The sequence below is a fragment of the Coprococcus sp. AF51-11b1 genome, from assembly GCF_027682785.1.
Classification (GTDB): Bacteria; Bacillota; Clostridia; order Lachnospirales; family Lachnospiraceae; genus Allocoprococcus; species Allocoprococcus comes.
Genome location: NZ_JAQCZB010000006.1, coordinates 123312 through 147638, shown reverse-complemented (window position 1 = coordinate 147638; position 24327 = coordinate 123312). Strand labels below are relative to the sequence as shown.

At 40.7% G+C, this 24327-nt stretch carries 22 protein-coding genes; 3 read left to right on the top strand and 19 right to left on the bottom strand.

All coding sequences use genetic code 11. The features are described from left to right. Window positions 1-2: 2 nt before the first annotated feature. From PGY05_RS07790 to PGY05_RS07720, 15 genes are all read right to left on the bottom strand, one after another. Window positions 3-266, bottom strand: coding sequence for an HPr family phosphocarrier protein (locus PGY05_RS07790; protein WP_270205533.1), 264 nt, complete (start codon window positions 264-266; stop codon window positions 3-5). Next, a complete protein-coding gene (locus PGY05_RS07785; RefSeq protein WP_270205532.1) occupies window positions 256-1455 on the bottom strand; it encodes a CdaR family protein in 1200 nt (399 codons plus the stop codon). Before PGY05_RS07785 ends, PGY05_RS07790 begins: the two co-directional genes overlap by 11 nt. Before the next feature lie 58 nt (window positions 1456-1513). Beyond that, window positions 1514-2401, bottom strand: a complete 888-nt coding sequence (cdaA, locus tag PGY05_RS07780; RefSeq protein ID WP_175305997.1) for a diadenylate cyclase CdaA — start codon at window positions 2399-2401, stop codon at window positions 1514-1516. A 55-nt stretch (window positions 2402-2456) separates the two neighbouring features. Further along, window positions 2457-3623, bottom strand: a complete 1167-nt coding sequence (locus tag PGY05_RS07775) for a hypothetical protein (RefSeq protein ID WP_270205531.1) — start codon at window positions 3621-3623, stop codon at window positions 2457-2459. Then, window positions 3623-4018, bottom strand: coding sequence for a hypothetical protein (locus tag PGY05_RS07770; RefSeq protein ID WP_055157315.1), 396 nt, complete (start codon window positions 4016-4018; stop codon window positions 3623-3625). The genes PGY05_RS07775 and PGY05_RS07770 overlap by 1 nt, the downstream gene beginning before the upstream one ends. A gap of 54 nt (window positions 4019-4072) precedes the next feature. After that, window positions 4073-4813, bottom strand: coding sequence for a ComF family protein (locus PGY05_RS07765; protein WP_117823981.1), 741 nt, complete (start codon window positions 4811-4813; stop codon window positions 4073-4075). Between the two features lie 38 nt (window positions 4814-4851). Continuing rightward, on the bottom strand, window positions 4852-7074 hold the full coding sequence (gene recD2 / locus PGY05_RS07760) for an SF1B family DNA helicase RecD2 (RefSeq protein ID WP_270205530.1): 2223 nt from the start codon (window positions 7072-7074) through the stop codon (window positions 4852-4854). Window positions 7075-7135: 61 nt separating this feature from the next. Next, window positions 7136-8125 carry a rod shape-determining protein gene (locus PGY05_RS07755; protein WP_195502326.1) on the bottom strand — a complete coding sequence of 330 codons (990 nt, stop codon included), beginning with the start codon at window positions 8123-8125 and terminating at the stop codon, window positions 7136-7138. A gap of 96 nt (window positions 8126-8221) precedes the next feature. Further along, window positions 8222-11062, bottom strand: a complete 2841-nt coding sequence (uvrA, locus tag PGY05_RS07750) for an excinuclease ABC subunit UvrA (protein WP_270205529.1) — start codon at window positions 11060-11062, stop codon at window positions 8222-8224. Window positions 11063-11089: 27 nt separating this feature from the next. Further along, a complete protein-coding gene (gene uvrB, locus PGY05_RS07745) occupies window positions 11090-13075 on the bottom strand; it encodes an excinuclease ABC subunit UvrB (protein WP_270475630.1) in 1986 nt (661 codons plus the stop codon). Between the two features lie 333 nt (window positions 13076-13408). Beyond that, window positions 13409-14701, bottom strand: coding sequence for a tyrosine-type recombinase/integrase (locus PGY05_RS07740; RefSeq protein ID WP_005337952.1), 1293 nt, complete (start codon window positions 14699-14701; stop codon window positions 13409-13411). A 2-nt stretch (window positions 14702-14703) separates the two neighbouring features. Next, entirely contained in the window at window positions 14704-15921 is a 1218-nt protein-coding gene (locus tag PGY05_RS07735) for a site-specific integrase (protein ID WP_055181881.1), read from the bottom strand. Then, entirely contained in the window at window positions 15918-16145 is a 228-nt protein-coding gene (locus tag PGY05_RS07730; protein ID WP_005337954.1) for a helix-turn-helix domain-containing protein, read from the bottom strand. The genes PGY05_RS07735 and PGY05_RS07730 overlap by 4 nt, the downstream gene beginning before the upstream one ends. 150 nt (window positions 16146-16295) lie before the next feature. Continuing rightward, window positions 16296-16817, bottom strand: a complete 522-nt coding sequence (locus PGY05_RS07725) for a type II toxin-antitoxin system PemK/MazF family toxin (RefSeq protein ID WP_009243963.1) — start codon at window positions 16815-16817, stop codon at window positions 16296-16298. Window positions 16818-17410: 593 nt separating this feature from the next. Beyond that, entirely contained in the window at window positions 17411-17881 is a 471-nt protein-coding gene (locus PGY05_RS07720) for an RNA polymerase sigma factor (protein ID WP_064786979.1), read from the bottom strand. A 485-nt stretch (window positions 17882-18366) separates the two neighbouring features. Here PGY05_RS07720 and PGY05_RS07715 point away from each other — a divergent pair, with 485 nt between their 5' ends. After that, window positions 18367-18729, top strand: a complete 363-nt coding sequence (locus PGY05_RS07715; RefSeq protein ID WP_006428642.1) for a helix-turn-helix domain-containing protein — start codon at window positions 18367-18369, stop codon at window positions 18727-18729. A 181-nt stretch (window positions 18730-18910) separates the two neighbouring features. Here PGY05_RS07715 and PGY05_RS07710 read toward each other — a convergent pair whose 3' ends face one another. Then, window positions 18911-19252 carry a hypothetical protein gene (locus PGY05_RS07710; protein ID WP_006428643.1) on the bottom strand — a complete coding sequence of 114 codons (342 nt, stop codon included), beginning with the start codon at window positions 19250-19252 and terminating at the stop codon, window positions 18911-18913. Between the two features lie 58 nt (window positions 19253-19310). Continuing rightward, window positions 19311-19751: a winged helix-turn-helix domain-containing protein gene (locus PGY05_RS07705; protein ID WP_021739063.1), complete on the bottom strand. Its 441-nt coding sequence runs from the start codon at window positions 19749-19751 to the stop codon at window positions 19311-19313. A gap of 139 nt (window positions 19752-19890) precedes the next feature. Here PGY05_RS07705 and PGY05_RS07700 point away from each other — a divergent pair, with 139 nt between their 5' ends. Together PGY05_RS07700 and PGY05_RS07695 are read left to right on the top strand one after the other, a co-directional pair. Next, a complete protein-coding gene (locus PGY05_RS07700; protein ID WP_005330465.1) occupies window positions 19891-20259 on the top strand; it encodes a BlaI/MecI/CopY family transcriptional regulator in 369 nt (122 codons plus the stop codon). 21 nt (window positions 20260-20280) lie between these two features. Further along, window positions 20281-22080 carry a BlaR1 family beta-lactam sensor/signal transducer gene (locus tag PGY05_RS07695; protein WP_118452045.1) on the top strand — a complete coding sequence of 600 codons (1800 nt, stop codon included), beginning with the start codon at window positions 20281-20283 and terminating at the stop codon, window positions 22078-22080. Window positions 22081-22144: 64 nt separating this feature from the next. Here the strand turns inward: PGY05_RS07695 and PGY05_RS07690 are convergent, their stop codons facing one another. After that, on the bottom strand, window positions 22145-23377 hold the full coding sequence (locus tag PGY05_RS07690) for a DUF6070 family protein (protein WP_118452046.1): 1233 nt from the start codon (window positions 23375-23377) through the stop codon (window positions 22145-22147). An 8-nt stretch (window positions 23378-23385) separates the two neighbouring features. Next, window positions 23386-24327, bottom strand: a 942-nt coding sequence (locus PGY05_RS07685; protein ID WP_270206068.1) for a DUF6070 family protein, incomplete at its 5' end; no start/stop codon positions are given.

The window sequence follows — 24327 nt, the reverse complement described above, 5'->3', positions numbered from 1 at the left end:
TCTTACTCTCCAATCCCACTTTCCACTAATTCTACCATAGCGTCAAGTGCCTTCTCTTCATCTTTTCCCTCACACACGATCTCAATCGTATCTCCGGACTTAATGCATGCACCAAGTACGCTCAGAACACTTTTCGCGTTTCCTTCCGTATCCCGGTAATGAAAAGTGATCTTACTTTCATATTCCAGTGCCATCTTGCAGAAAAGTCCTGCCGGTCTCAAATGCAATCCCGTCGGATTTTTGATCGTTACCTTTTTACTGATCATTTTCTCCTCCACTGCTCTTTGTCAATGTGATCTGTACATTGATCGTATCTTCAAGTTCAATTCCGTCAGGAAGTGTAACCTGGATCGGAACATTATAGGTTCCCGCTGTCTTGCAATCGTTCAGATTGATTGACACGCTTCCTTTTTCAAGAGTAAAATCATCCAGATCCTCTTTAGAACCACGCACAACAATTTCCAGATCGCCCTGTTCTGCATATGACACCTTGTAATCCTTTGGTGCATTCAGCAGCGCAATGGAATTGTATGGGAATTCAACTGTCTTAGTTCCGAATTTCTCTACCTGGATCTTTATAACGATCGGTACGCCTCCTGCGCTGTCCTGGTCTGTCTTTGCCCAGTACGGAAGATAATTGGCGATATCTACTGTCTTTTCTATTGTCTGGTCCAGACCATCTTCTGCCAGCTCTTCTGCCGGAATCTCAATAGAATCCACCATTGCAAGCTGCTCTTCTGTACCTACGATCTGAATACTTTCCGGCTGGATCGTGATCCCACTGAAATGATATCCGCTGGCAGTGCCAATCATCGAAGTATCAAATTCTACCGGAATACTCTTTGTCTGAAGCATAGTTATCTGAACTTTCAGTCCTTCATCTCCCAGGTTATTTTCAATCTGTGTCGAATCTACGATCTTTCCATTGTTATCATAAAGAATCAGCTCTGCTTCTTTTTCCTCATCTTTAGACTGTCCTGAAACATCGACAAGTGCTACCACCTTGTCGATTGAATCGATTACTGATTCTGGTCCGCTGATCTTAATCTTCTCCGGATTTGCTTTCAGCTCACCCACCTGATATCCGTCTCTCGGTGTTCCCGAACTGGTTGCAGTGATCGGGAAAGTCTCTGATTTTCCAAGTTCAATGCTTACTCGCAGATTGATCGGATTGGCAGTCGCCTCAAACCTTCCTGCATAAGAAGGGATCGATATATCGATCGGGATCAGGGATCTGGTTCTGACATCCAGATTCTTCATATCCGCTGTTGCTCTGATATCATCAGTTTTAATTTTATTTAAAATAGAACGTTTTGCCTTTACTGTTACGGATATCGTCCTGCTGTCATCCAGAATCTGATATGTATTGCCCGGATTTGTTACGATTTCCGGATGTGTCACTGTCACCTGGATTCCGGAAAATGTCCGTTCGTCCACCGGATCTTCAATATTCATAACAATTATCCATAAAAGGACAGAGAATACAAATGCCAACAACTTAAGACCCCAGTTTTTAGTCAACGCCCTTTTCATGCGATCTCCATCCTTTCCATATTTTTTTCAAACGTCCGATCTCCATACTCTTCTTACTGATAGATTCCAGACGTTTTTTCAGATATTCCGGTGTAACATTGCGCACAAGCTGTCCGCCCATCGCTACAGATACATACCCGGTCTCTTCTGATACGGTGACGATCAGAGCATCACTCACCTCACTCATTCCGACTGCTGCACGATGTCTGGTCCCCAGCTCCTTACTGATTCCCATATTGTCTGACAATGGAAGATAGCAGGTCGCTGATACGATCCTGTCTCCACGGACAATGATCGCGCCATCATGAAGTGGTGTGTTGTGTTCAAAAATATTGATCAATACCTGCGGTGATACAATACAGTCCAGCGCGATTCCGGTGCTCTCGTATTCTGTCAGCATGATTGCCTGCTCTACGACGATAAGTGCTCCTGTCTTCACTGCTCCCATCGCAAAGGATGCTTCTACGATTCCATCAATCGTTTTCTGGCTGAAACGTACATTATCTTTTCCTCTTTTATCCAGTGCTACCATATTGGGAACAAATTGTTTTTCCCCCAGTTTTTCCAATGCTCTTCTGAGCTCAGGCTGGAAAATGATCACGACTGCGGTTGCCATGACCGGAAGTGAATTCTGTGCAATCCACAAAATCGTATACATTTTAAAAACTGCAGCCACCAGAATAAACAATGCAACAACCAGAATCCCCCTCAGCAGCATCCAGGCTTTTGTATTCTTTATCCAGAGAATAATCTGATAGAATAAAAATGTAATAATCAGTATCTCAACAGCATCTACTACCCGGATCTGCGGGAAGTACCACGATTCTGATACAAATCTTTTTAAAACCTGTGTTAATACTGTGTTCAACAGTGTACCCCCTTTTCTATCCGTTATTTATACCCCTGTTTTTTATAATATTTCCCTATTTGTTATCGCTATTCAGTTCATTTTCCACAATGCTCTGAATATCCAGTTCTTCCTTCAGGCTCTGTGCAAGAAGGATTTCATCTGTATTGCCCCCAACTCTTGTCGGTCGCTGAACTGCCGGACTCTTTGGCCGTTTTACCTTAGAAACCGTTTTTGTTTTGCGTACTGCCGGTTTTTCCGTCTGCCCACTCTTCGACCTCTGTCTTCTCTCCGGCTCTGTTCCCGCAATCTCACCTGTTTCTTTCCGCTCATTGATATGTTTGACCGTCTTCTCCGGAGCTGTCACCGAAATCTTAGGGATGGCTTTTACATAATAGTAATATTCATCATCCTCAAACTGAAGACGTTCTGTTCTGGAATAATCCACCGAGAACAGGAAAAATTCCATGATAAAACCAATCACGACTGCTGCAATATTTCCAATGATCAGCATATTATAAGAGGTATGTATATCGAATACAATATCTCCGATCACAATTACAACAATATTCACAACCGCACCGGATGCTGCTGCGATTTTCCACGCATGATCTACCGAAAGCCGGCGCACTGTATACACCACAAAAATAGAGATAATAAATGCGATCACAGTGATCCACAGAGTCTTATCCTGGAATACCGTCTTCACAAACAGCGAAATCTGCTTGGTAATTCCATCTGCACTGGTGATTGCTGTTGCCGAAGTTCTCACACATTCGATCATATAGTAAATGATCGTTCCAAATACAATCGGTACTGCTGAAATCGGTCCAAGTACAAGCGCACAGGCAACCGGCACCACATACGGAACATGAAGCATAAATGCTACCGGTGTGACCAGCAGAAGAAGTGCCTTTTTCGGAGTAAATCTGCAGTAAAAGATAAACATTACCACAAAGATCAGTGCCGCTGCCGCTGCCACTCCTATAGACAGTTTGAACAGATGCACAATTACAAGTCCTGCCGCCACATACGCCGTTACAACCGGTGGAAGAAAGGTGCAGATTACTGCCAGTGCCACCGCTACAACCGGTGTCGCCACCGCTTTCATCAGTCCAATATTCTGGTTGATCATAAGAAATGTGACCAGTGCCAGAACAAACTGCACAGCTTTATCAATATAGATTGATTTCATCGCGTATAATTCCTGTAATTTATCTCTCCATACTATCAGATCATTCATTATCGTTTCTCCCTTTCATACATTCTGTTCAGTCTTGTAAGATCGTGATTGAATTGTTTCACACGCTTTCTTGCTTTTTCATGTTTGGTTCCGTAAAAATGGGAAGCAACGATTCCATAAAAAATAACAAGTACCAGATATCCAATTATCACAGCTGCCGCAAGCATCACAAGAAACTGCATATTCAGATTTCCCATCAGTTCATCCAGAAAAGCAATAACTCCGATTCCCACTGCAACAGCATAACCGACCGTGACCCATATGATCGTAGCAATGGTGTGAAAGCTCCGGTAATCTTTCTTATAATAAGAACTGATCTTAAAATCTTCCTCTCCCTGTTTGCTTTCGTACATCGCCATCCTTGTCATCAGCTTAACTTTGCTTTCATTTAACATTTTGTCACCTCATACGTTTTATTCGTATATGCATTACTTTCAGTATAACAAATATCAGATTCCTTGTCCAATACTTACCGTCAAAAAGTATACATTTTCGGCTCCTGCCTTTTTCAGCACTCTCGCCGCCTCGTCTAAGGTACTTCCTGTCGTATAAATGTCGTCGATCAAAACGATATTTTCTCCTTTTACATTTTTCTGCACTGCAAATGCTCCCCTGATATTTCGTTTTCTCCCTTTATCGCCCAGCTCTTTCTGAGGACTAGTCGCCTTAATTCTCTTAACAGCACCTGCATCCATGGCAATTCCGGTATTTTCTGATAATACCTTTGCTACAATTTCTGCCTGATTAAATCCCCGCTTTCTTTTTCGCCGGGAATGCAGCGGAACCGGCACGATCAAGGTGATCTTTCTTTCCCATAGATAAGAAAGAAAATGCTCTGCCATTTCTTTTCCGAACGTTTGTCCGTAAATCCTCCGGTTCTGATATTTCATTGCATAAACTGCATTTTCCACTGCATCTTTATGCACCCAGAGACTTCTGCCATCAACAAAAAGATGCTTCTGCCTGGTACAGTCATAGCAATATTCTTCAGCCGGATCTGTCAAAGGCTTTCCACAGCACATGCATCTTACTTCACCAATATAAGGAAGTTTTTCACGACACGCCTTGCAGATTCCATTGTGTTCCGTAGAATGTTTCTTTCCTGCACTTACAATTTCTCCACAAAACGGACATTTTGAGGGATAAATTAGTTCCAGAATTGTTTCTTTGACCTTTTTTAAGTTTTCCATCCGCTTTTCGGATTTGATTTTCTACATTTTCTGTATAACTATCCGCAGAACTCCCGGATCCGTTCTGCCAGACTGGTATTCCGGTTGTGTTCATTGGTATTCCGGATCATCTCCTGGAAGGTCTGGTCATTTCCGACAATTGTCACACATTTTCTGGCTCTTGTGATTGCCGTGTAAAGAAGATTCCTGTGAAACAGCTGTCTCGGTCCGCTCAGAAGAGGGATGACAACCGCCGGATATTCGCTTCCCTGCGACTTGTGAATGGTGATCGCATAGGCAAGCTCCAGTTCTTCCAGCAATTCAAACGGATACTTTACTTTTCTCTTTTCATCGTATTCAACTTCCAGTGTTTCAGTATATGTATTGATCTCGGTAACAATTCCCATATCGCCATTAAAAATCCCCATCCCTTTATCCACCGTCAGTCCATACTTGGTTGTGATCTCCCATTCAAGCTGATAGTTATTCTTGATCTGCATCACCTTGTCGCCCACGCGGAATTTGTGATCGCCATATTCTTTTTCCGCTTTTCCCGGCTCCGGTGGATTCAAATACTCCTGCAAAATACTATTCAGCCTTTCCACTCCCAGCAGTCCTTTCCGCATCGGTGTGAGTACCTGGATATCATATGGTTTTGCATTGACATATTTGGGAAGTTTCTTCTGGATCAGTGTCAGCAGAACACTGATGATCACATTCGGATCCTGTCTTTTCAAGAAGAAGAAATCCCGGCTCTTATTATCCAAAAGGACCGGTTCTCCCCGGTTGATCTTATGTGCATTTACCACAATATCACTCTCCTGTGCCTGTCGGAAAATCCGGGTCAGCATGACAACCGGAAAACATTCCGATGCGATGAGATCCTTCAAAATACTTCCCGGGCCTACTGATGGAAGCTGGTTACAGTCCCCTACCAGGATCAGCCTTGTCCCCGGTACAATTGCGGTAAGAAGTGCATTCATCAGAGGCAGGTCTACCATAGACATCTCATCGATGATGATCACGTCGGTTTCCAGTGGATTGTCTGCATTTCTTGCAAATCCGTTCCGGCTCGGGTTCTCATCCTCCTCCGGATTACCGTTCACCTCCAGAAGCCGGTGGATCGTCTGCGCTTCCCATCCGGTTGCCTCTGTCATTCTTTTTGCGGCACGCCCGGTTGGTGCTGCCAGCATAATTTCCATATTCTCACTGTGAAAATATTCGATCATGGCATTGATCGTCGTCGTTTTTCCGGTTCCAGGACCTCCTGTGAGAATCATAATTCCATTCCGCACAGCCGCCATGACCGCATTTTCCTGCTTCTCATCAAGCTGCATTTCGGCTTCTTTTTCAATCTGATGGATCTTTTTTTCGATCACTACATTGGCTTCTTCATATTCCAGATTCAGATCATGCAGCATTTTCGCGGTATTGAGTTCCAGATAATAGAAGTGGGACACGTATACCCGCAGACCTTCTTCAGATTCTTTGAGTACGATCTTCTTTTCCATCGACAGATCCATCAGGTATTTCTCAATATCCTTAATCTCCACTTCCAGAAGTGCAGATGCCCGACGAAGCAACACGTCCTTTGTCAGATAGACATGCCCTTCGGCAACACTCTGCTGTAAGGTATAAAAAATACCACTCCGGATACGGAAATCCGAGTCTGAATGAATGCCGATCTTCGTTGCGATTTCATCAGCGATCTTAAATCCGATCCCCTGAATCTGATCTGCAAGCTGGTATGGATTTCCTTCCAGTACCTGATAGGTCTTCGGACCGTAAAACTGATAAATCTTTGCTGCAAGTGTCGTCGAAATCCCAAATTTCTGAAGATAGATCATTGCCTTCCGCATATCTTTTTTCTCTTCTACCTGTACAGCGATCTCTCTTGCCATACGTTCGCTGATCCCACGCACCTCCGCAAGTCTTTCTGGTTCTTCTTCGATGATCCGGAAGGTGTCTTCCCTGAATTTTTTCACAATCCTGCCGGCAAGAGATGCACCAACCCCTTTGATCGCCCCTGATCCCAGATAGCGTTCAATCGAAAGCAGATCTTCCGGTGCTTTGATCTCATAACTCAGCACTCGGAGCTGTGTTCCATATACACTGTGAACCACATATTCTCCGTTCACCTCAACCAGCTCTCCCTCTGATAAATAGTTAAAGTTTCCGACACAGGTCAGATCGCCATCATCATTATTCAAATTAAATACGGTATATCCATTGTCTTCATTGCGAAATACAATGTGTTCTACGTAACCTTTTACTGTTTCCATACTTTTTTCCTTTTTAAAAAGGCTGTCTCTCTACAGAAACAGCCTTCTCATGTGCTTATCACTAGAAATCTTTTTTTCCGTTCATAAACTCCACATACTGACCGGTACCGATTGCAACAACCTTCATCGGATCTTCCGCTGTCATCGTATTGATGCCTGTCCTTTCTTCGATCAGTTCTTCCAGCCCGCGAAGCAGCGCACCTCCACCTGTCAGTACAATTCCACGATCCAGAATATCCGCGGAAAGTTCCGGTGGTGTTTTCTCCAGAACCCCAATGACCGCTTCGACGATCTGACTTGTAGTCTCATGCAGTGCTTCTTCGGTCTCAGAAGCCGTTACCGTGACCGTCTTTGGCAATCCTGTTACCAGGTTTCGTCCCCTTACTTCCATTGATTCATCTTCTACAAGAGGATATGTCGTTCCGATCTTGATCTTGATATCTTCTGCTGTCCTGTCTCCGATCAGCAGATTGTGCTTTTTCCGGACATAACGGACGATTGCTTCATCAAAATCATCACCTGCAACTTTTAATGATGTATTCACAACAGTTCCTCCAAGGGAAATCACCGCAATGTCGGATGTACCACCACCGATATCCACGATCATGTTGCCGCATGGTTTTGAAATATCTATTCCGGCTCCGATTGCCGCTGCAACCGGTTCCTCAATCAAATGTACTTCCCGCGCACCGGCTGCAAAAGCAGCCTCTTCTACCGCCTTTTTTTCAACCTCTGTAACACCGCTTGGCACACAGATACTGATATTCGGCTTCTTAAATGTACGCTTCCCCAGTGCTTTCTGAACAAAATATTTGATCATTTTTTCTGTGACAATGTAATCGGAAATAACGCCCTGTCTGAGAGGTCTTACCGCAACAATGTTCCCCGGTGTCCTTCCAAGCATCAGCCTTGCTTCTTCACCGATTGCTTTTATCATATTGGTATCTCTGTCAAAGGCAACGACTGAAGGTTCTTTCAGTACAACTCCCTTTCCTTTCACATAAACGAGGATACTTGCTGTTCCTAAATCAATTCCTAAATCTATTGACATCACGATTCCCCTTTCACATACTCACCTTATTATAATCAAATCTTTAATAAATAGAAAGTCTTTTTTTCAAGTTCAGGATTTTTTAAGATTTCTGTATCATTTTCTGTCCAGCATCATTTTGATGTATTTTCCTGTATATGAATTCGGGTTTTCTGCCACTTCTTCCGGTGTACCGCACGCAACAACTGTGCCCCCCTTGTCACCGCCTTCCGGTCCGATATCGATAATATAATCTGCTGTCTTGATCACATCCAGGTTATGTTCGATCACTATAACCGTATTGCCATCTGCCGCGAGTCTGCGCAGGATTTCCGTCAACTTGTGCACATCTGCAAAATGAAGTCCGGTTGTCGGTTCGTCCAGAATGTACACTGTCTTCCCAGTGCTTCTCCGGCTCAGTTCAGTTGCAAGCTTGATCCGCTGTGCTTCACCGCCGGAAAGGGTTGTAGACGGCTGGCCAAGACGAATATAAGAAAGTCCTACATCGTAAAGTGTCTCCATTTTTCTACGGATACTCGGTACATTTTCAAAGAAATGAAGCGCCTCTTCTACCGTCATATTCAGAACATCATAAATGCTTTTTCCTTTATATTTTACCTCCAGCGTCTCACGGTTGTAGCGTTTTCCGCCGCATACCTCACACGGCACATATACATCCGGAAGGAAATGCATCTCGATCTTGATGATTCCATCTCCGCTACACGCTTCACAGCGTCCGCCCTTGACGTTAAAGCTGAATCTTCCTTTTTTATAGCCTTTTGCCTTCGCATCCGCGGTTGCCGCAAACAGATCCCGGATCAGGTCGAATACTCCGGTATATGTCGCCGGATTGGATCTTGGCGTCCTTCCGATTGGAGACTGGTCAATGTCGATCACTTTGTCCAGCATTTCCAGTCCTTCAATCCGCTTATGCTTTCCAGGAATCACACGGGCACGGTTTAGCTTTTTCGCCATACTCTTGTAAAGGATTTCATTCACCAATGAACTCTTACCGGAACCTGATACGCCGGTTACACAGGTCATCACACCAAGTGGGAACTTCACGTCAATATTTTTCAGGTTGTTCTCTGCTGCACCTACAACTTTGATCCAGCCGGTCGGAACTGCGCGGGTTACCGGAACCGGAATCTTGATCTTTCCGCTTAAATATGCACCTGTGATCGACCGTTCTACTTTCATGATCTCCTGTGCCGTTCCCTGGGCAACCAGCTCTCCACCGTGTTCTCCGGCTCCCGGTCCGATGTCGATTACCTGATCTGCCGCAAGCATGGTATCTTCATCATGCTCAACTACAATCAGTGTATTTCCGAGATCACGGAGATGCTTGAGTGTTGCGAGAAGTTTGTCATTATCTCTCTGGTGCAGGCCGATACTTGGCTCATCCAGAATATAAGCCACCCCCACAAGACCGGAACCGATCTGCGTCGCAAGCCGGATTCTCTGTGCTTCTCCACCGGAAAGAGTTCCTGTTGCACGGGCAAGTGTCAGATATTCCAGACCTACATCCAGAAGGAACTGCAGGCGCGCTTTGATCTCTTTTAATATCTGTCCACCGATCATTTGCTGCGTTTTTGACAATTCCAGACTGCTGATAAACCGCTGAAGCCGTTCAATCGACATTGCTGTTACTTCTGAAATATTTTTATCTCCGACCGTTACCGCAAGCGCGCCCTTTTTCAGTCGCTGTCCGCCACATTCTCGGCAAGGTGTGATCTGCATAAAACTCTCATATTCCGCTTTCATAGTCTCCGATCCTGTCTCACGGTATCTTCGCTCCACATTTCGGATCAGTCCATCAAATGCAACGTCATAGATCCCTTCCCCGCGTTGTCCTTTATAATAGACCTTGACTTCTTTTCCATTAGTCCCACGCAGTAAAATATCCTGGATTTCCTTCGGATACTGTTCAAACGGCGTATCCAGGTCAAAATGATATTCCTTGCAGAGCGCTTCCAGAATCGCGTGAGTAAAACTGCTCTTATCGGTACAGGACTGCCATCCTGCCACCACGATTGCTCCTTTATTGATGCTGAGTGATTTGTCGGGAATCATCAGGTCTTCATCAAACTCCATTTTATATCCGAGTCCGAAACATACCGGGCAGGCACCAAATGGATTGTTAAATGAAAAGCTTCTCGGCTCGATCTCATCAATACTGATTCCGCAGTCCGGGCAGGCAAAATTCTGACTGAAATTCAACGGTTCCCCTCCGATCACATCCACGACCAGAAGCCCCTCCGCAAGACTTAATACACTTTCTATGGAATCTGCAAGTCTTTTTTCAATCCCCGGCCTGACAACCAGACGGTCTACAACAATCTCAATATTATGTTTGATATTCTTGTCCAATGTGATTCCTTCGGAAAGCTCATACATATTTCCGTCAATCCTTACACGGACATAACCGCTTTTCTTTGCTCTGTCCAGAAGCTTGACATGGGTTCCCTTTCTCCCCCGCACAACCGGTGCCATCAGCTGGATCTTTGTTCCTTCCGGAAGTGCCATGATCTGATCGGTCATCTCATCTGCCGTCTGCTTCTTGATCTCTCTTCCACACTTCGGACAATGCGGAATCCCGATTCTTGCATACAGCAGTCGAAAATAATCGTAAATCTCCGTCACGGTTCCGACTGTGGATCTCGGATTGCGGTTCGTAGACTTCTGGTCGATGGAAATCGCCGGTGAAAGCCCTTCAATACTTTCTACATTCGGTTTCTCCATCTGCCCAAGGAACTGTCTTGCGTAAGAAGACAGAGATTCCATATATCGTCTTTGTCCCTCTGCATAAATTGTATCAAATGCAAGGGATGATTTGCCGGAACCACTGAGACCGGTCAGTACTACCAGTTTGTTTCTCGGAATATCTACATCAAGATTCTTCAGATTGTGCTCGTTCGCACCTCTGATCTTTATCAGTTCTTTCTTTTCTTCTGCCATCTGTTCTTCCTCTTCTATCTCTTCGCTTTACTCCATCTCATTCAAATGCTTTTTCAGCTCGATCAGCTTATCCCGCAGCTCTGCTGCCGCCTCGAAATTCAGCTCTGCTGCCGCTTTCTTCATCTGCTTTTCCAGCTTCTTGACCAGCTTCTCCAGCTCTGCCACACTCATGGATTCCGGATCTTTTTCCAGCTTCATCTCTTCTGCTGCAACCTTCTTTGAAATACTGATCAGATCACGCACCGACTTCTTGATCGTCTGTGGCGTGATTCCATGTTCTTCATTGTATTTCATCTGAATCTCACGACGGCGCATCGTCTCATCAATCGCCATCCGCATCGAATCCGTCATGTTATCCGCATACATGATAACATGCCCCTCTGCATTTCTCGCCGCACGACCAATGGTCTGGATCAGTGAAGTTTCCGAACGCAGAAAACCTTCTTTGTCCGCATCCAGAATCGCTACCAGTGTGATCTCCGGAATATCCAGACCTTCTCGAAGCAGGTTAATTCCAACCAGTACATCAAATACATCCAAACGCATATCCCGGATGATCTCTGTCCTTTCCAGAGTATCAATATCCGAATGTAAATATTTCACACGAATGCCAAGCTCCCGCATATAATCGGTCAGATCTTCCGCCATACGCTTTGTCAGCGTTGTGATCAGTACCTTATTCTTCTTCGCTGTTTCTTTATTTACCTCACTGATCAGATCATCAATCTGTCCTTCGATCGGACGCACTTCTACTTCCGGATCCAGAAGACCTGTCGGTCGGATTACCTGCTCTGCCCGCAGCAGTTCATGAGACTCCTCGTACTCTCCCGGTGTCGCCGATACAAACAGTACCTGGTCAATCTTACTTTCAAATTCCCCAAAGCTGAGCGGTCTGTTATCCTTTGCCGATGGCAGACGGAATCCATAATCTACCAATGTTGTCTTTCTCGACTGATCGCCGTGATACATGGCTCCAATCTGTGGAATCGTCTTATGCGACTCGTCGATCATGATCAGAAAATCATCCGGAAAATAGTCAATCAATGTACATGGCGGCTCCCCTGCTTTCTGCCCGGTCAGATGCCTCGAATAGTTTTCAATTCCGGAACAAAATCCTGTCTCTCGCATCATTTCTATATCAAAATTCGTTCTCTCAGAAATACGCTGTGCTTCCAGAAGCTTATCTTCCCCTTTAAAATAACGGATCTGCTGCTCCAGTTCTTTTTCAATTTCCCCGATGGCACGCTCCATATTCTCCTTGGACACTACATAATGAGATGCCGGGAAAATTGCCACATGCCCGATCACATTCAACACTTCACCGGTCAATGTATCAATCTCTGTTATTCTGTCTATCTCATCACCGAAAAATTCAACTCTGTATGCAATTTTTTCCGAATACGCTGGGAAAATCTCAACCACATCTCCTCGCACCCGGAACGTTCCACGCTTGAAATCCATATCATTGCGGTCATACTGGATCTCAACCAACTTCTTCAGAACTTCATCCCTGTCTTTGATCATGCCCGGTCTAAGTGAAATCACCATCTCCTTGTAATCAATCGGCGAACCCAGTCCGTAAATGCAGGACACACTTGCCACAATGATAACATCATTCCGCTCAGAAAGCGCTGCTGTCGCAGAGTGGCGGAGCTTGTCGATCTCATCGTTGATGGCAGAGTCCTTGGCAATGTAAGTGTCGGATGACGGAACATAAGCTTCCGGCTGGTAGTAGTCGTAGTAGGAGACAAAATATTCCACTGCGTTCTCAGGGAACATCTCCTTGAACTCTCCGTACAACTGAGCTGCTAACGTCTTATTATGAGCAATGACAAGCGTCGGCTTCTGTAATTGCTGAATCACATTTGCCATCGTAAAAGTCTTTCCAGAACCCGTAACCCCTAGTAAAGTCTGGCATTGATTGCCTTCCTTGAACCCTTTCACAAGCTCTGCTATCGCCTGTGGCTGGTCTCCGGTTGGCTTATATGGGGCTTTTAATTTGAACTCATTCATGGTAAATCCCTCCATTTGTGACTTTTACTATGATCATTATCAGCCAAAAATTCGTATCCAGATTCGTAACGAAAAGCTTATTTTATGGTGAATAGATGTCTTTTTCACCTCGTTACGAATAAAAGTCACAAAACTGATTTTTGCGGATAAAACAACACTCGGAAATACCTGATGATACCAGGCTCCGATTCTGTCATATTTTTACTGTTTGTTCTTGTAACAGTCCCTATTATATCAGACATTTTTTTGAAAGTATATAGATGAAGGTAAGAAAAAGCACAAATGTTCGATTCTTATTTGTACTTTTCTCTCTTACTACTATTCTATTTTTTATCATGCTGCGTTGAAATATTCCTCCAGGATTAAGTCTATTTCAATCACTTCTGAATAATCATAATACTGATCTTTCCGCTCTTTTGGAATAACTTCTTCAATAAATGGTTCCAATACATCCAGACAGTCTTCTATGATTTCCTGCGTATCTCCATAGACATCTACTGATATGATTTCCTTGGCATGTCCCAATAAATGCGAAACACCTTTTGAATTAAAGCTATTCTTCAGCAAAATAGTTGCATAGGTATTTCTCAACTGGTGAAAATGAATATCAGGCAAATCCAAGGATTTCAACAAGTCTTTATAGTATTTCTGATGAAAGCCTTTACTCCTTGGATTCCCATATGTAGAACAACAAATATAATTCCAGTCCCGGAACTCTTTTGGTCTGCGTCTGCGGTTCTTCTCATAAGTTTTCCGTTCTTCTAGAATGGCTTCAAATACATAATCCGGTATTGGAAGTTCACGCACACCAGCAGGTGTTTTTGTTTTAATTTCCTGCTTTGTCAGCATCTTAGGTGCACAATCTTCTGCTTTACTGTTTGGCTTCTTTCCCAACTGACGCTCTACTCTCAACGTCCTGTGAATGTAATCGACATCACTGTATTTCAGACCATTTATTTCACTTCTTCTGAGTCCCATCAATACCGCAAATAAAATCTGCATATGAATCGGTGTCTCCTTGCTTGCCTCAATCAACCGAAGCACCTGCGGAAGTGTCAATGTTTTCTTCTCGTCAATTTTCAGGACACGATACTCTGTCTTTTTTATTTTCTTCGGTAAATTGATTCCCTTCGCAGGATTTGTTGCCAATACATTTTTGTTAAATGCATACTCCAATGATGTTTTCATGATCGTCCTGACATTTTTCGCAACCGATTCATACTTCTCTGCAACTGCATTATATAATTTTCTGATATACCCCTGATTCAGTGTAGACATATACATTTTTCCAAGCTGTGGAACAATATAATTCTTAATGGAACTTTTGTAAGTTGTATAAGTATCGTCTGTTATCCGGGGACGCATAATATCTTCCAGCCAGAAGATCATAAACTCCTCTACCCGGATTTTTCCATACACAATATAGGTTCCGGTATGTAGCTGTCCGATTACTTCATCACGAAATGCATTAGCTTCTCTTTTGGTTGTGAATCCCGCATGTTGCTGTGTCTTTGTACTTTCATCTGCAAACGTCAGCAACACGCGAAATCCATATCCTTTTTTGATTGTCGTCACCGAATAAACCTTATATTCTACATATTTCTTAAAATCAAAGGTCTTATGCATGGCTATCCCTCCGTTCCCGTTCGTTGTGGTACAAATGTATTATTTACAAATGCAATAATCTTATCCTGCTCGTCCATAATCTCACAATAATATTCGTAAGTCGTATGAACGGAACTATGACCTAACAGACCAGATATTTTAAACAATGGAACTCCAAGCTCAATTAAAATGGTCGCAAACATATGTCTGAGTCCATGTACGGTGATATTTGCCAATCCATTTCTGTTACAGATTTTCGTAAGTGCCTGATTCATTGCCGTTAATGATCGGGGTTCGCCATTTTCCTGACAACATACATAATCAAAATTCTTGTATTCTATGCCCGGATCAGTTTTTCGCAATTCAATCAACTGCTGTCTGCGTTTTACTTCCTGCATCACCACTTTTGGCACTCTCAATATCCGGTAGCTGTTCTCAGTCTTTGGATTCCTTTCAATAACAGCATATTCCGTAACCGTAAATTCTTTTTCTTTCAGTTTCAGGTTTCCAACAAGCTGTCTGCTAATTCTGACGGTCTGTTTTTCAAAATCAAAATCCTGAAATTTCAATCCAAGAATTTCTCCTTTTCGTAACCCACAAAACAGTCCCAGTAAAATTTCCAGATACCAAGGATTCTTGCTCGCAGCTTCAAGAAAAACTTTCAATTTTTCTTTGCTTAATACCCTTACCTTTGGTTTTGCTCTCGGATATGGCTTTGTCTCAGGCATTGGATTATAGCTTATGAACTTATCTCCTGCTGCATCTTTCATGGCGATGCTCAAAAGCTCCCGCCCTTTATTTCCCGCTGAAGGACAGATTTTTGCGACACGTTCCAGTAGAGCATCTAAATACTCTACTGAAATGTATTTTAATTTGATATCCGCTTCCATACTCGGAAGAATCAGATTATATAAGGTATATGCTCCAACCATTCTCGTGGTTGTCTCAATTCTCGGACTGAAAATATTTTCAAACCAGTATTCCAGATAATCCCCAAGCATCACATCTGTCTTTTGCATTTTTGCAATCTGGAGATTTCTCTGCTTCTTCTGGTATCTTTTTTCATATTCCCAGTAACTTTTCTCTGCTTCTTCCGGCGTTTCAAAGCCACCTTTTTTCCCATATTTTGTCGTCAGATCGTCCTGCAGCTCTTTGGTTCTGTGATACCATGATTTTCCTTCAAAAAAGACAACTCTCTTTTCCTTTGACATTGTCTCCTGCTGCGTTTCTTTCTGTTTCATTCTGCTCTCACTCTTTCTCTCTCCTCGTCTCCATTCAGCCACTTATCAAAAGAATTGCATGGGATACGATAAGATCTGCCAATCTTCAACACCCGGAATGGTTTTCTGTCATAATAAACATTTTCTATAAATTCATATGCCTTGGAGCGTCCCAGCCCAAGCAAATTTTGAACATCTTCTACTTTATATACTTTCTTTTCCATTTCATTCTCTATCATTGCCATGACGTTATCCTCCTCGTCCTAATCTTTGCGCTTTACTACCGGTAGTTTTTAGCTGTGTAACATCTAAAAACGGTACACCACTAAGATATCCATTTTCGTCTACATCGTCCAATGTGCGAATTTTCAAATCGCACACTTGACTTTTACGTGTTACTTGTTCTTTCTTCCTATATAATAGTCGTACCCATTCCGGACATTGCAGAACATACATAATTCCTTATATCGCTGCTCCGGATTCACCCGCCGGATATAACGTCCCGGCACCTCATAAAAATTGCCTGCACATACTCTGCACAAGCTCACGACTAACGGTTTTTCAATTATCTTCGGTATCCCGGTACTTCTTCGGATTGCTTTATTGATTTTCTCCATTTCAGTACGATCTAAGGTACACACATAATTTTCCAACCGTCTTTTATCTAAAGTTCTAAGCTGCTCCAACAGCACTACAGAATCCTTTTCCAAACCTTCCATTTCCGGGACTGCAATGTGTGTCGGCAGTTTCATTTTTTCTTTACTTGTAATTGCTGCCACGATCACTGTCGGACTGTATTGATTTCCTATATTATTCTGAATCACCAGCACCGGACGATAACCGCCCTGCTCACTTCCAAATACAGGATCAAGGTCGGCGTGATAAATATCCCCACGCCTGACGTTTCTATCTTCCATCTTTGCTATATCTCCTCTCGTCTTTCTAACTGTTGTTATCCCTAAATATGTAAAATACAAGCCTATTTGTCCCCGACGCCCCGACTTGTAATTGGGAAATCATCAGACGGCTGACTGCTAATCAGCTCCACAGGATTTTATCTAAAATAAATATATGGGATTGGGAGTTTTCCTCTCCAGGGATCTCCTGAAGCTGCCCTCACTTGTTGCGGCATCAAAGAAATATTTTGTATACACGACTTTATGACCGGACAGGAGTATCATTATGCCTGTTGTCTGTCATCGCCCTGCCAGAAGCAATCTGACAGTTATAACCAGATATTTTTCGCTCAACAGTCCGGGTAATACAAACTGAAACCAAAAGGAAGTATACGGGTGGGATTTCGCTGTCTTTACCCAGCCTGTGTTATGGCGTATTTGTTAATGTGGCTTACGCTCATCACGATAACAACAGGAATGTGCCTGATGAATGTATATGAATTTGTCAAGGTTCTTCCCGCTCCCCAGTCTTTTCGTGACAAAAGAAGAAACAGGTGGATCAAAATATTTCTCTTTCCACCTGTTTCCTCACTTAAACGCTATTTTTCAACCCACTATCTCAAAATCTTTTTCAAATTTCTGATTGCTGCTTTTACAGACTTTGCTACCATCTGAAAAGAGCAGCCTTCTTCCTGTGCAATCTGCTCATAATTCTTATCTTCAAAATAATACTTCATCAATCGTCTTCTCTGAATTTCCGACAACTGCTGAATTGCACTATGTAAACGTTCCGCTTCCAGTTTATTCAGAACAGTATCCTCTACACCTTCCTCTTTCTGAAATACCCGTTCATATAAACTGGAATCCCAGATTTCTGACTGTTCCAAATGCCTGTCCACAACATTCATATGCGACACATCCTGCAATTCAAACGTATTAAAAGCTTCATATACATTCTTTCCTATTTCCAAATCCTTGTACTCTTTTTCACCATTACGAAATGAAACATAATATTTTCCGTCCTTCTCATAGATTTCATATGGGTTATATTTATCTTTTCTTCTTTTAGGCTGTCTGCCTTCCATGACCTTTCCTCCAATCTGAATTTTTTTGAATTCAGATCAGTAGGCGGGGCACGAATACGAACAATCGACCTTATTTTGAATTGCTCATTCTCAATATTTAGGTAACAAAAAACGCCCTGACAGATTTCACTCCTATGGACGCATTTAATTCGATATTTTATTACCCTGGATTCATTATTGGCTCTTACCCTAGTTTCAATTCCAACATTTACTAATGAAATTGTTGAGATTTTTTTAATTGAATACCTTCTGTTGAACAGAATTTTTTAGCTGAACTCTTGCTAAGAACCATATTTTCTCCGGTTAGATTCCGGAAAAGAAAATAAGCATACAAATACTGCTCTTTCGGAATCTGTTTTTTTTAACCGAAAGAGATTTGTATGCTTTCTCATTCATCGGGTAATACCCTGTGTTTTTTCTAATATTACACCCTTTTCACTTTTCAAATTTAGGGTAATACACTAAGTTTATGGAGGTATACAAACATGGATATTCCAAAAACATTATTTGCCACTTTAGTAAAACAAGGGCGTATGGAAATGCATTTAACACAAGAAGCTCTTGCTGAAAAACTCGGAATATCGGCGGCTTATCTTGGAGACCTCGAACGCCATAAAGGCGGTCCCAGTCTGGAATTATTTTGTAAAACCATGCAGACTTTAAATATTTCTGCTGATGACTACGTTTATCCAAATCAGAATAAAAATAATTCTACATATGATCAGATTCTTCGGCTCTTAAATCAGTGCAATGATTATCAGTTACAGGTAATTCTTGCAACTACGACAGCTCTGCTAGATTCTAATCCTTTTATTTCTAACGTAGACACTACTAATGATACAAAATAAAACTTGTAAAATACCGATAAATAGCTGATAATTACCGATATTTAAAATTAGTGGAATAAATACTATTACCATATGTTAAAAACAGTTATGCTATATCATTACAACTTGATATAACATAACTGTTTCTTCTTTACGAACATCCTATTATCTATCAAATACTACATTTCCCTCCACGACACACTTAATTGCTTTTCATCTCGCTAATTATTTTTTCCATATCCGTCGATTTTTTCAAGAGTCCTAAACCAGCCAATAACTGAATACAATCTACATATCCTTGACAATATGCCCTTTGTTCTGACACAAACGCTTCTTCTTCCAAAATTTCTCCATATTGCTTCAACTTCTCCCTGTCCTCATAACTTATATGATCGAGAAGTTTATTCACCTTTTCTTTTTCCATTTTCTTCTTCAACTGAATATTTGCAAGTTCTTGGAAATAGATATAACTTTCTCTGTTTATATTCTCACAACGCAACTGGTTCAAAAAAGAGGATATTTCATTCCAAATATCATTTTCCATAAAAATTTCTCCTGCTTTTTTTGGTATCTTTACTTATTATGCCCAATTTTATATTTCATCATTTCATCAATTCACCATTAAATTTATATCCCATACCCCATACATTTAAAATGTATCTTGGTTTTGCAGAATCTGGCTCAATCTTTTTTCTGATTCTCCGAATTATGCCCATAACATTATCTTCTGCCCCATAATATGGTTCTTTCCACACCTGTGTATATATTTGTTCCTTTGAAAATATCCGTCCTGGATTTTTTGCCAGCAAATATAATATTTCAAATTCATAATTCGTCAATTGAACCAGCTCACCATTACTTTCTACAGAACGATATTCCGCATTTATTTTTAATGCTCCGTAATCAAGTACCCTATTTTGTTTACCAGGCATCTCAGAGTATTTTTTAGCAGACAGAAAATGTAATAATTCATTTAATTTTTCTTCCTCATTTTCATCAAATGTTACAACAACTACCCTTCCCATTTTATAAAAACCTTTCATATTCCAAATCTTACAAGTGTAATTTTTATCTATTATTACATCTGTAAGATTTAAAGTCAAGTTTTTATTTCGTTGACAGAATAACCTTTTAAGATATATAATATTTTTATTACATTTGTAAGATTTGGAGGAATATCACATGAGCAATCTGCCTCAAATTTCAGAAGCCGAATTTGAAGTTATGAAAATCGTTTGGAAATATGCACCAATCAGCACCAATGAAATTACTGAAAAATTAACACAAATTTCCCGTTGGAGTCCTAAAACAATTCAGACATTGATTAAACGTCTCGTTTCTAAAAAAGCACTAACCTACGAAAAACAAAGCCGGGTTTTTGTCTATACTCCATTGGTCAAAGAAGACGAATATATTCGGCAGGAAAGTAATTCTTTTTTAAAACGATATTATAATGGTAATATCACTTCTATGCTTGCCTCTTACATTGAGGATGATAAATTGTCTGAAGAAGACATTGCCAGCTTACGGAATCTTCTTTCCAATCATTAACCATGGGAGGAGGAGCATATTTTGATATATTTTAGTTTTCGATTTTTACTGTGTAATGCCATCATTTGTATTTTTTTAGGTAGTTTACTGGGATTAAAAAATTTATTGCAAAGGCAATTATCCGCACGTATGCAATATAATCTTTCGATTATATTTCTTGCCGTTCTAATTGTTCCCTTTTTACCAATAAGCTCTGCCCCATCTTCTATATCGTGGAGCCATTTGCTGACAGCCAGTTCAAGTACCAATGGTGACATTCAAACCACTTTTCTTTCTGGTAATGGTTATAATTTGGATAAAATAAATGATTTTGCTGTCTCTGTCAGCACCCAAATACCAACTTTTATTCACACATTACTTGTATTTTTCTGGAGTATCGGTATATTCATAATGTTTTTTCTTCTCTACCGCTCAGTAAAACAAGTAAAAGCCTTACATAGTTCTGCTTTACCTCTTCAAAATGAAGAACTAAACGCTCTTTATATAGAATGTTTAAACGAAGTGAACAGCAAGCATACCATTCCGATTTATAGTACAGCATTTTTGAAATCTCCTGTTTTGGCTGGTTTCCTGCATCCTCGCATTTATCTTCCAATTCATTTGATTTCAGATTTTAACGCTGGAACTATAAGCGCAACTGATATTCGCTATATGCTTCTTCATGAACTGCAGCACTACAAGCATAAAGATATTCTAATTGGATATTTGATAAATACAGTAAATGTTTTCTACTGGTTCAATCCCCTAATCTGGTATTTTCTAAAAAGAATACGACAGGAACGGGAACTTGCCTGCGACAGTGCTGTATTACAATTATTGAAAGAAACAGAATACAAGTCATATGGAAATACACTGATTAACTTTGCCGAAACAATAGCTCTGTCTCCATTCCCTCTTACTATGGGAATTAGTGGAAATATAAAACAGTTAAAAGGACGCATTTTAAATATTGCATCATTCCACCAACCTACTTTTAAACAAAAAATTCGTGGATATCTTATATGCATATTCGTCTCTACTATCATCATTGGATGCATTCCCATACTTTCTGTTTATGCTTCTGATCAGACTGGGTATCATTTTGACACAACCGAAAAGAATATTACTCAGCTAAATCTTTCTTCCAATTTTGGGGACTACACTGGAAGTTTTGTTTTATATGATCAGTCTGCTGATAAATGGAATATTTATAATATGGAGCATGCTTCCACACGTGTATCACCGAATTCGACTTATAAAATATATGATGCATTACTTGGCTTGGAATCTGGAATTATTACACCAGAACATTCCACTTTCACATGGAATGGAGAACCATATCCTTTTAATTCATGGGAAGCCGATCAAGATTTAACCTCGGCTATACATAATTCCGTAAACTGGTATTTTCAGGCAATTGATTCACAGGCAGGTTTTGAAGCCGTAAGAACATTTTTACAGACAATAAACTATGGGAATCAGAATACTGGAACAAATCTAAATCTCTATTGGACAGATTTCTCTCTGAAGATATCACCCATAGAACAGGTGGAATTGTTACAGGATTTCTATCAAAATAATTTTCATTTTGACAGTAAAAATATCCAGGCAGTAAAAAAAGCCCTGCTGCTTTCCACTACTTCTTCCGGTTCTCTTTACGGGAAAACAGGAACTGGGCGTGTCAATGGTAAAGATGTCAATGGCTGGTTTATCGGATACATTGAAACAGCGAATAATACTTACTACTTCGCAACAAATATTCAATCCTCTTCTGGTGCAACTGGAAGTCAGGCTACCGAAATAACAGAATCTGTACTTTCTAATCTTGGTATTTGGAAATAAATAAAGAGAACTGATAGCATAATTTCCCGTTATCAGTTCTCTTTATTTCATTCTTCTCTACTGATCAATTCTGCAAATTACCTAACCGGTACTGATACCTCGGTATATTATCAATACCATTATCTAAAATCCTGTTTCCAACATACTGAATCGTTCCATCATCCTGAATTTTCATCGTAAGTTCGTGTGTAATAACAACATCATTACATACAACAGAATCACATACTGCATGAATTGTCAAAACAATGGTTCCATCTTCATTGTGCCTGACTTCTGTTACTTCCGGTAAAGACAAGCCAAAATGTGTTGGTGAATAATTACCACATCCCAATCGTTCCCAGATAAACATATTACTTTGTTCATCGTAGACCGCCCATTCTTTCAATTCTTCTTTTGTAACAGGAAGATATGTCATAATTACATTTTCGAACTCTTCTGCTGGAATTCCCACAACCTCTTTTTCTGCAGTAAATTTTTCTCCATATTTCATTTGATAAAAATATTCATAAAGTCCATTATAATCCAACCCCTGCATATCCTCCGCATTCCAGTTTGAACATAACAGATTGTTTCCCTGATAGCCGAACGTACTCACATATTTTTTTGAATATTCCCGACACTCCTCACTCAAAGGCTTTACCCGGATAATACAACTTCCATCTACAATCTCTGTCACTTCCGGTGGTTCAGGTACGCATAATTCATAACAGAAATTCCCATTTTCAGTATATGCCCATTCTTTTATTTTTGATAGCGATATGTATGTAAGTACAGGCTCTGTATCCTCACTCCAGATCATTTTTGCGGACATCACACTCATTTCTTTTCCATCATAACTATATTCTTTTCTGGTAATTCCACCATCTGTATCTGCTTCATATAAAATTACACTTCCTTTTTCTTCTTGTTCTGCAGATTTTAAAAATTGTTCCATCTTCTGATAATTATCCATAACAGAATAATGATCGGAACCAATGACCGGATTCCCATTTTGTTTGATAATTTCTTTCATCCGATTCATCATTTGCTCAGCAGTGTTCTGATCTGCTTCTTGTATTCCATTATATTCAGAATAAATATCTCGGATAATGCCCATAATTTCTTCACAATCGTTCACAGCTTCCTTTTTCTTGTCTTCATCGATTGGTAGATTATATCCCTTATCCGGATTTTCCATGGTAGTGTTTTTCTGATTCTTCTCATTTTTTACATCTGTGCTGTTTAACGATATCTTACTTTCACAGGAAGTCAGAATCATTCCTATACAAAGTACTAACAAAATACTTTTTCTTTTCATATTGCCCCCTAATTATTACTGTAATTCTCTTCCCACTCTTCTTCTGTTAACCTTGGCATATACCACCCTGCATTTGCATTTTGATCTGACTTGATTACCTTATTTGATAAATACTGGAAACTTCCGTCTTCCATAGGTTTTATCATCAATTCACTGGTGATTGCCTGATCTAACATTCTGATTTCCCATACTGCTTCTATCGTAAGTTTTAATGTTCCATCTTGTAATTTTTCATATGAGATAACTTCCGGATATGGCTCATATGGGAATTCACAATCATATAACCCTCGCGGTCTGTATCTAAAAGTTCTATTATCAGAGTTATAAAAAGTTCCTTTTTCAATCTCGCTATTACTAAATGGTAAATAGGTCTTTATAACCTCTTCAAACTCATCTTTTGGAACTTCATATTCTGCTCCACCATAATTTGCTTCATATGGAACTTGCTTTCCATATTTCATATAATACATTTTTTCATAAAGATCATAAAAATCAAGTTCCGTATAATTCTGGTTATCCCAATTTGTAATCAACAGATTATTAAGTGCATACCCCAACGGCATAACATATTTTCGATTCAATTCTCGGCATGTTTTATCTAATGGCTGCACTCTGAATCCAGTTTCACCCGGTGCTCCATCAAATCCCGGTGGGTGATATTCCTCCAGAAACAAGTATCCTTTTTCTGTATATTTCCACTCATATGCTTCATATTCATCATAATAATTAGCCTGTGGGCTATTATCCTTCCATTTAACCTGACATAATCGAACATTTATCTTTCCATTCATTGACTCTAAATGATATTGTATAATTTCCCCTTCATCAAATACAACAACAATATCTACTGCTGCCTGTTCTTCTTTCTCTGCTGCTTTGCAAAAATCTTCTACTTTTTCACGATTGACCATATCAATCTGATTATCACAATCTACTGCCGCATATCCTTT

Coding starts and splice junctions, on each gene's coding strand:
- PGY05_RS07705 (WP_021739063.1), bottom strand. CDS start 19,751: ATGAAAGGTTTTTATAAAATGGGAAGGGTAGTTGTTGTAACATTTGAT.
- PGY05_RS07715 (WP_006428642.1), top strand. CDS start 18,367: ATGGATATTCCAAAAACATTATTTGCCACTTTAGTAAAACAAGGGCGT.
- PGY05_RS07790 (WP_270205533.1), bottom strand. CDS start 266: ATGATCAGTAAAAAGGTAACGATCAAAAATCCGACGGGATTGCATTTG.
- uvrA (WP_270205529.1), bottom strand. CDS start 11,062: ATGGCAGAAGAAAAGAAAGAACTGATAAAGATCAGAGGTGCGAACGAG.
- PGY05_RS07770 (WP_055157315.1), bottom strand. CDS start 4,018: ATGTTAAATGAAAGCAAAGTTAAGCTGATGACAAGGATGGCGATGTAC.
- PGY05_RS07775 (WP_270205531.1), bottom strand. CDS start 3,623: ATGAATGATCTGATAGTATGGAGAGATAAATTACAGGAATTATACGCG.
- PGY05_RS07725 (WP_009243963.1), bottom strand. CDS start 16,817: ATGGAAGATAGAAACGTCAGGCGTGGGGATATTTATCACGCCGACCTT.
- PGY05_RS07730 (WP_005337954.1), bottom strand. CDS start 16,145: ATGGCAATGATAGAGAATGAAATGGAAAAGAAAGTATATAAAGTAGAA.
- recD2 (WP_270205530.1), bottom strand. CDS start 7,074: ATGGAAACAGTAAAAGGTTACGTAGAACACATTGTATTTCGCAATGAA.
- PGY05_RS07740 (WP_005337952.1), bottom strand. CDS start 14,701: ATGCATAAGACCTTTGATTTTAAGAAATATGTAGAATATAAGGTTTAT.
- uvrB (WP_270475630.1), bottom strand. CDS start 13,075: ATGAATGAGTTCAAATTAAAAGCCCCATATAAGCCAACCGGAGACCAG.
- PGY05_RS07765 (WP_117823981.1), bottom strand. CDS start 4,813: ATGGAAAACTTAAAAAAGGTCAAAGAAACAATTCTGGAACTAATTTAT.
- PGY05_RS07720 (WP_064786979.1), bottom strand. CDS start 17,881: ATGGAAGGCAGACAGCCTAAAAGAAGAAAAGATAAATATAACCCATAT.
- PGY05_RS07710 (WP_006428643.1), bottom strand. CDS start 19,252: ATGGAAAATGATATTTGGAATGAAATATCCTCTTTTTTGAACCAGTTG.
- PGY05_RS07785 (WP_270205532.1), bottom strand. CDS start 1,455: ATGAATATTGAAGATCCGGTGGACGAACGGACATTTTCCGGAATCCAG.
- PGY05_RS07735 (WP_055181881.1), bottom strand. CDS start 15,921: ATGAAACAGAAAGAAACGCAGCAGGAGACAATGTCAAAGGAAAAGAGA.
- PGY05_RS07690 (WP_118452046.1), bottom strand. CDS start 23,377: ATGAAAAGAAAAAGTATTTTGTTAGTACTTTGTATAGGAATGATTCTG.
- PGY05_RS07755 (WP_195502326.1), bottom strand. CDS start 8,125: ATGTCAATAGATTTAGGAATTGATTTAGGAACAGCAAGTATCCTCGTT.
- PGY05_RS07700 (WP_005330465.1), top strand. CDS start 19,891: ATGAGCAATCTGCCTCAAATTTCAGAAGCCGAATTTGAAGTTATGAAA.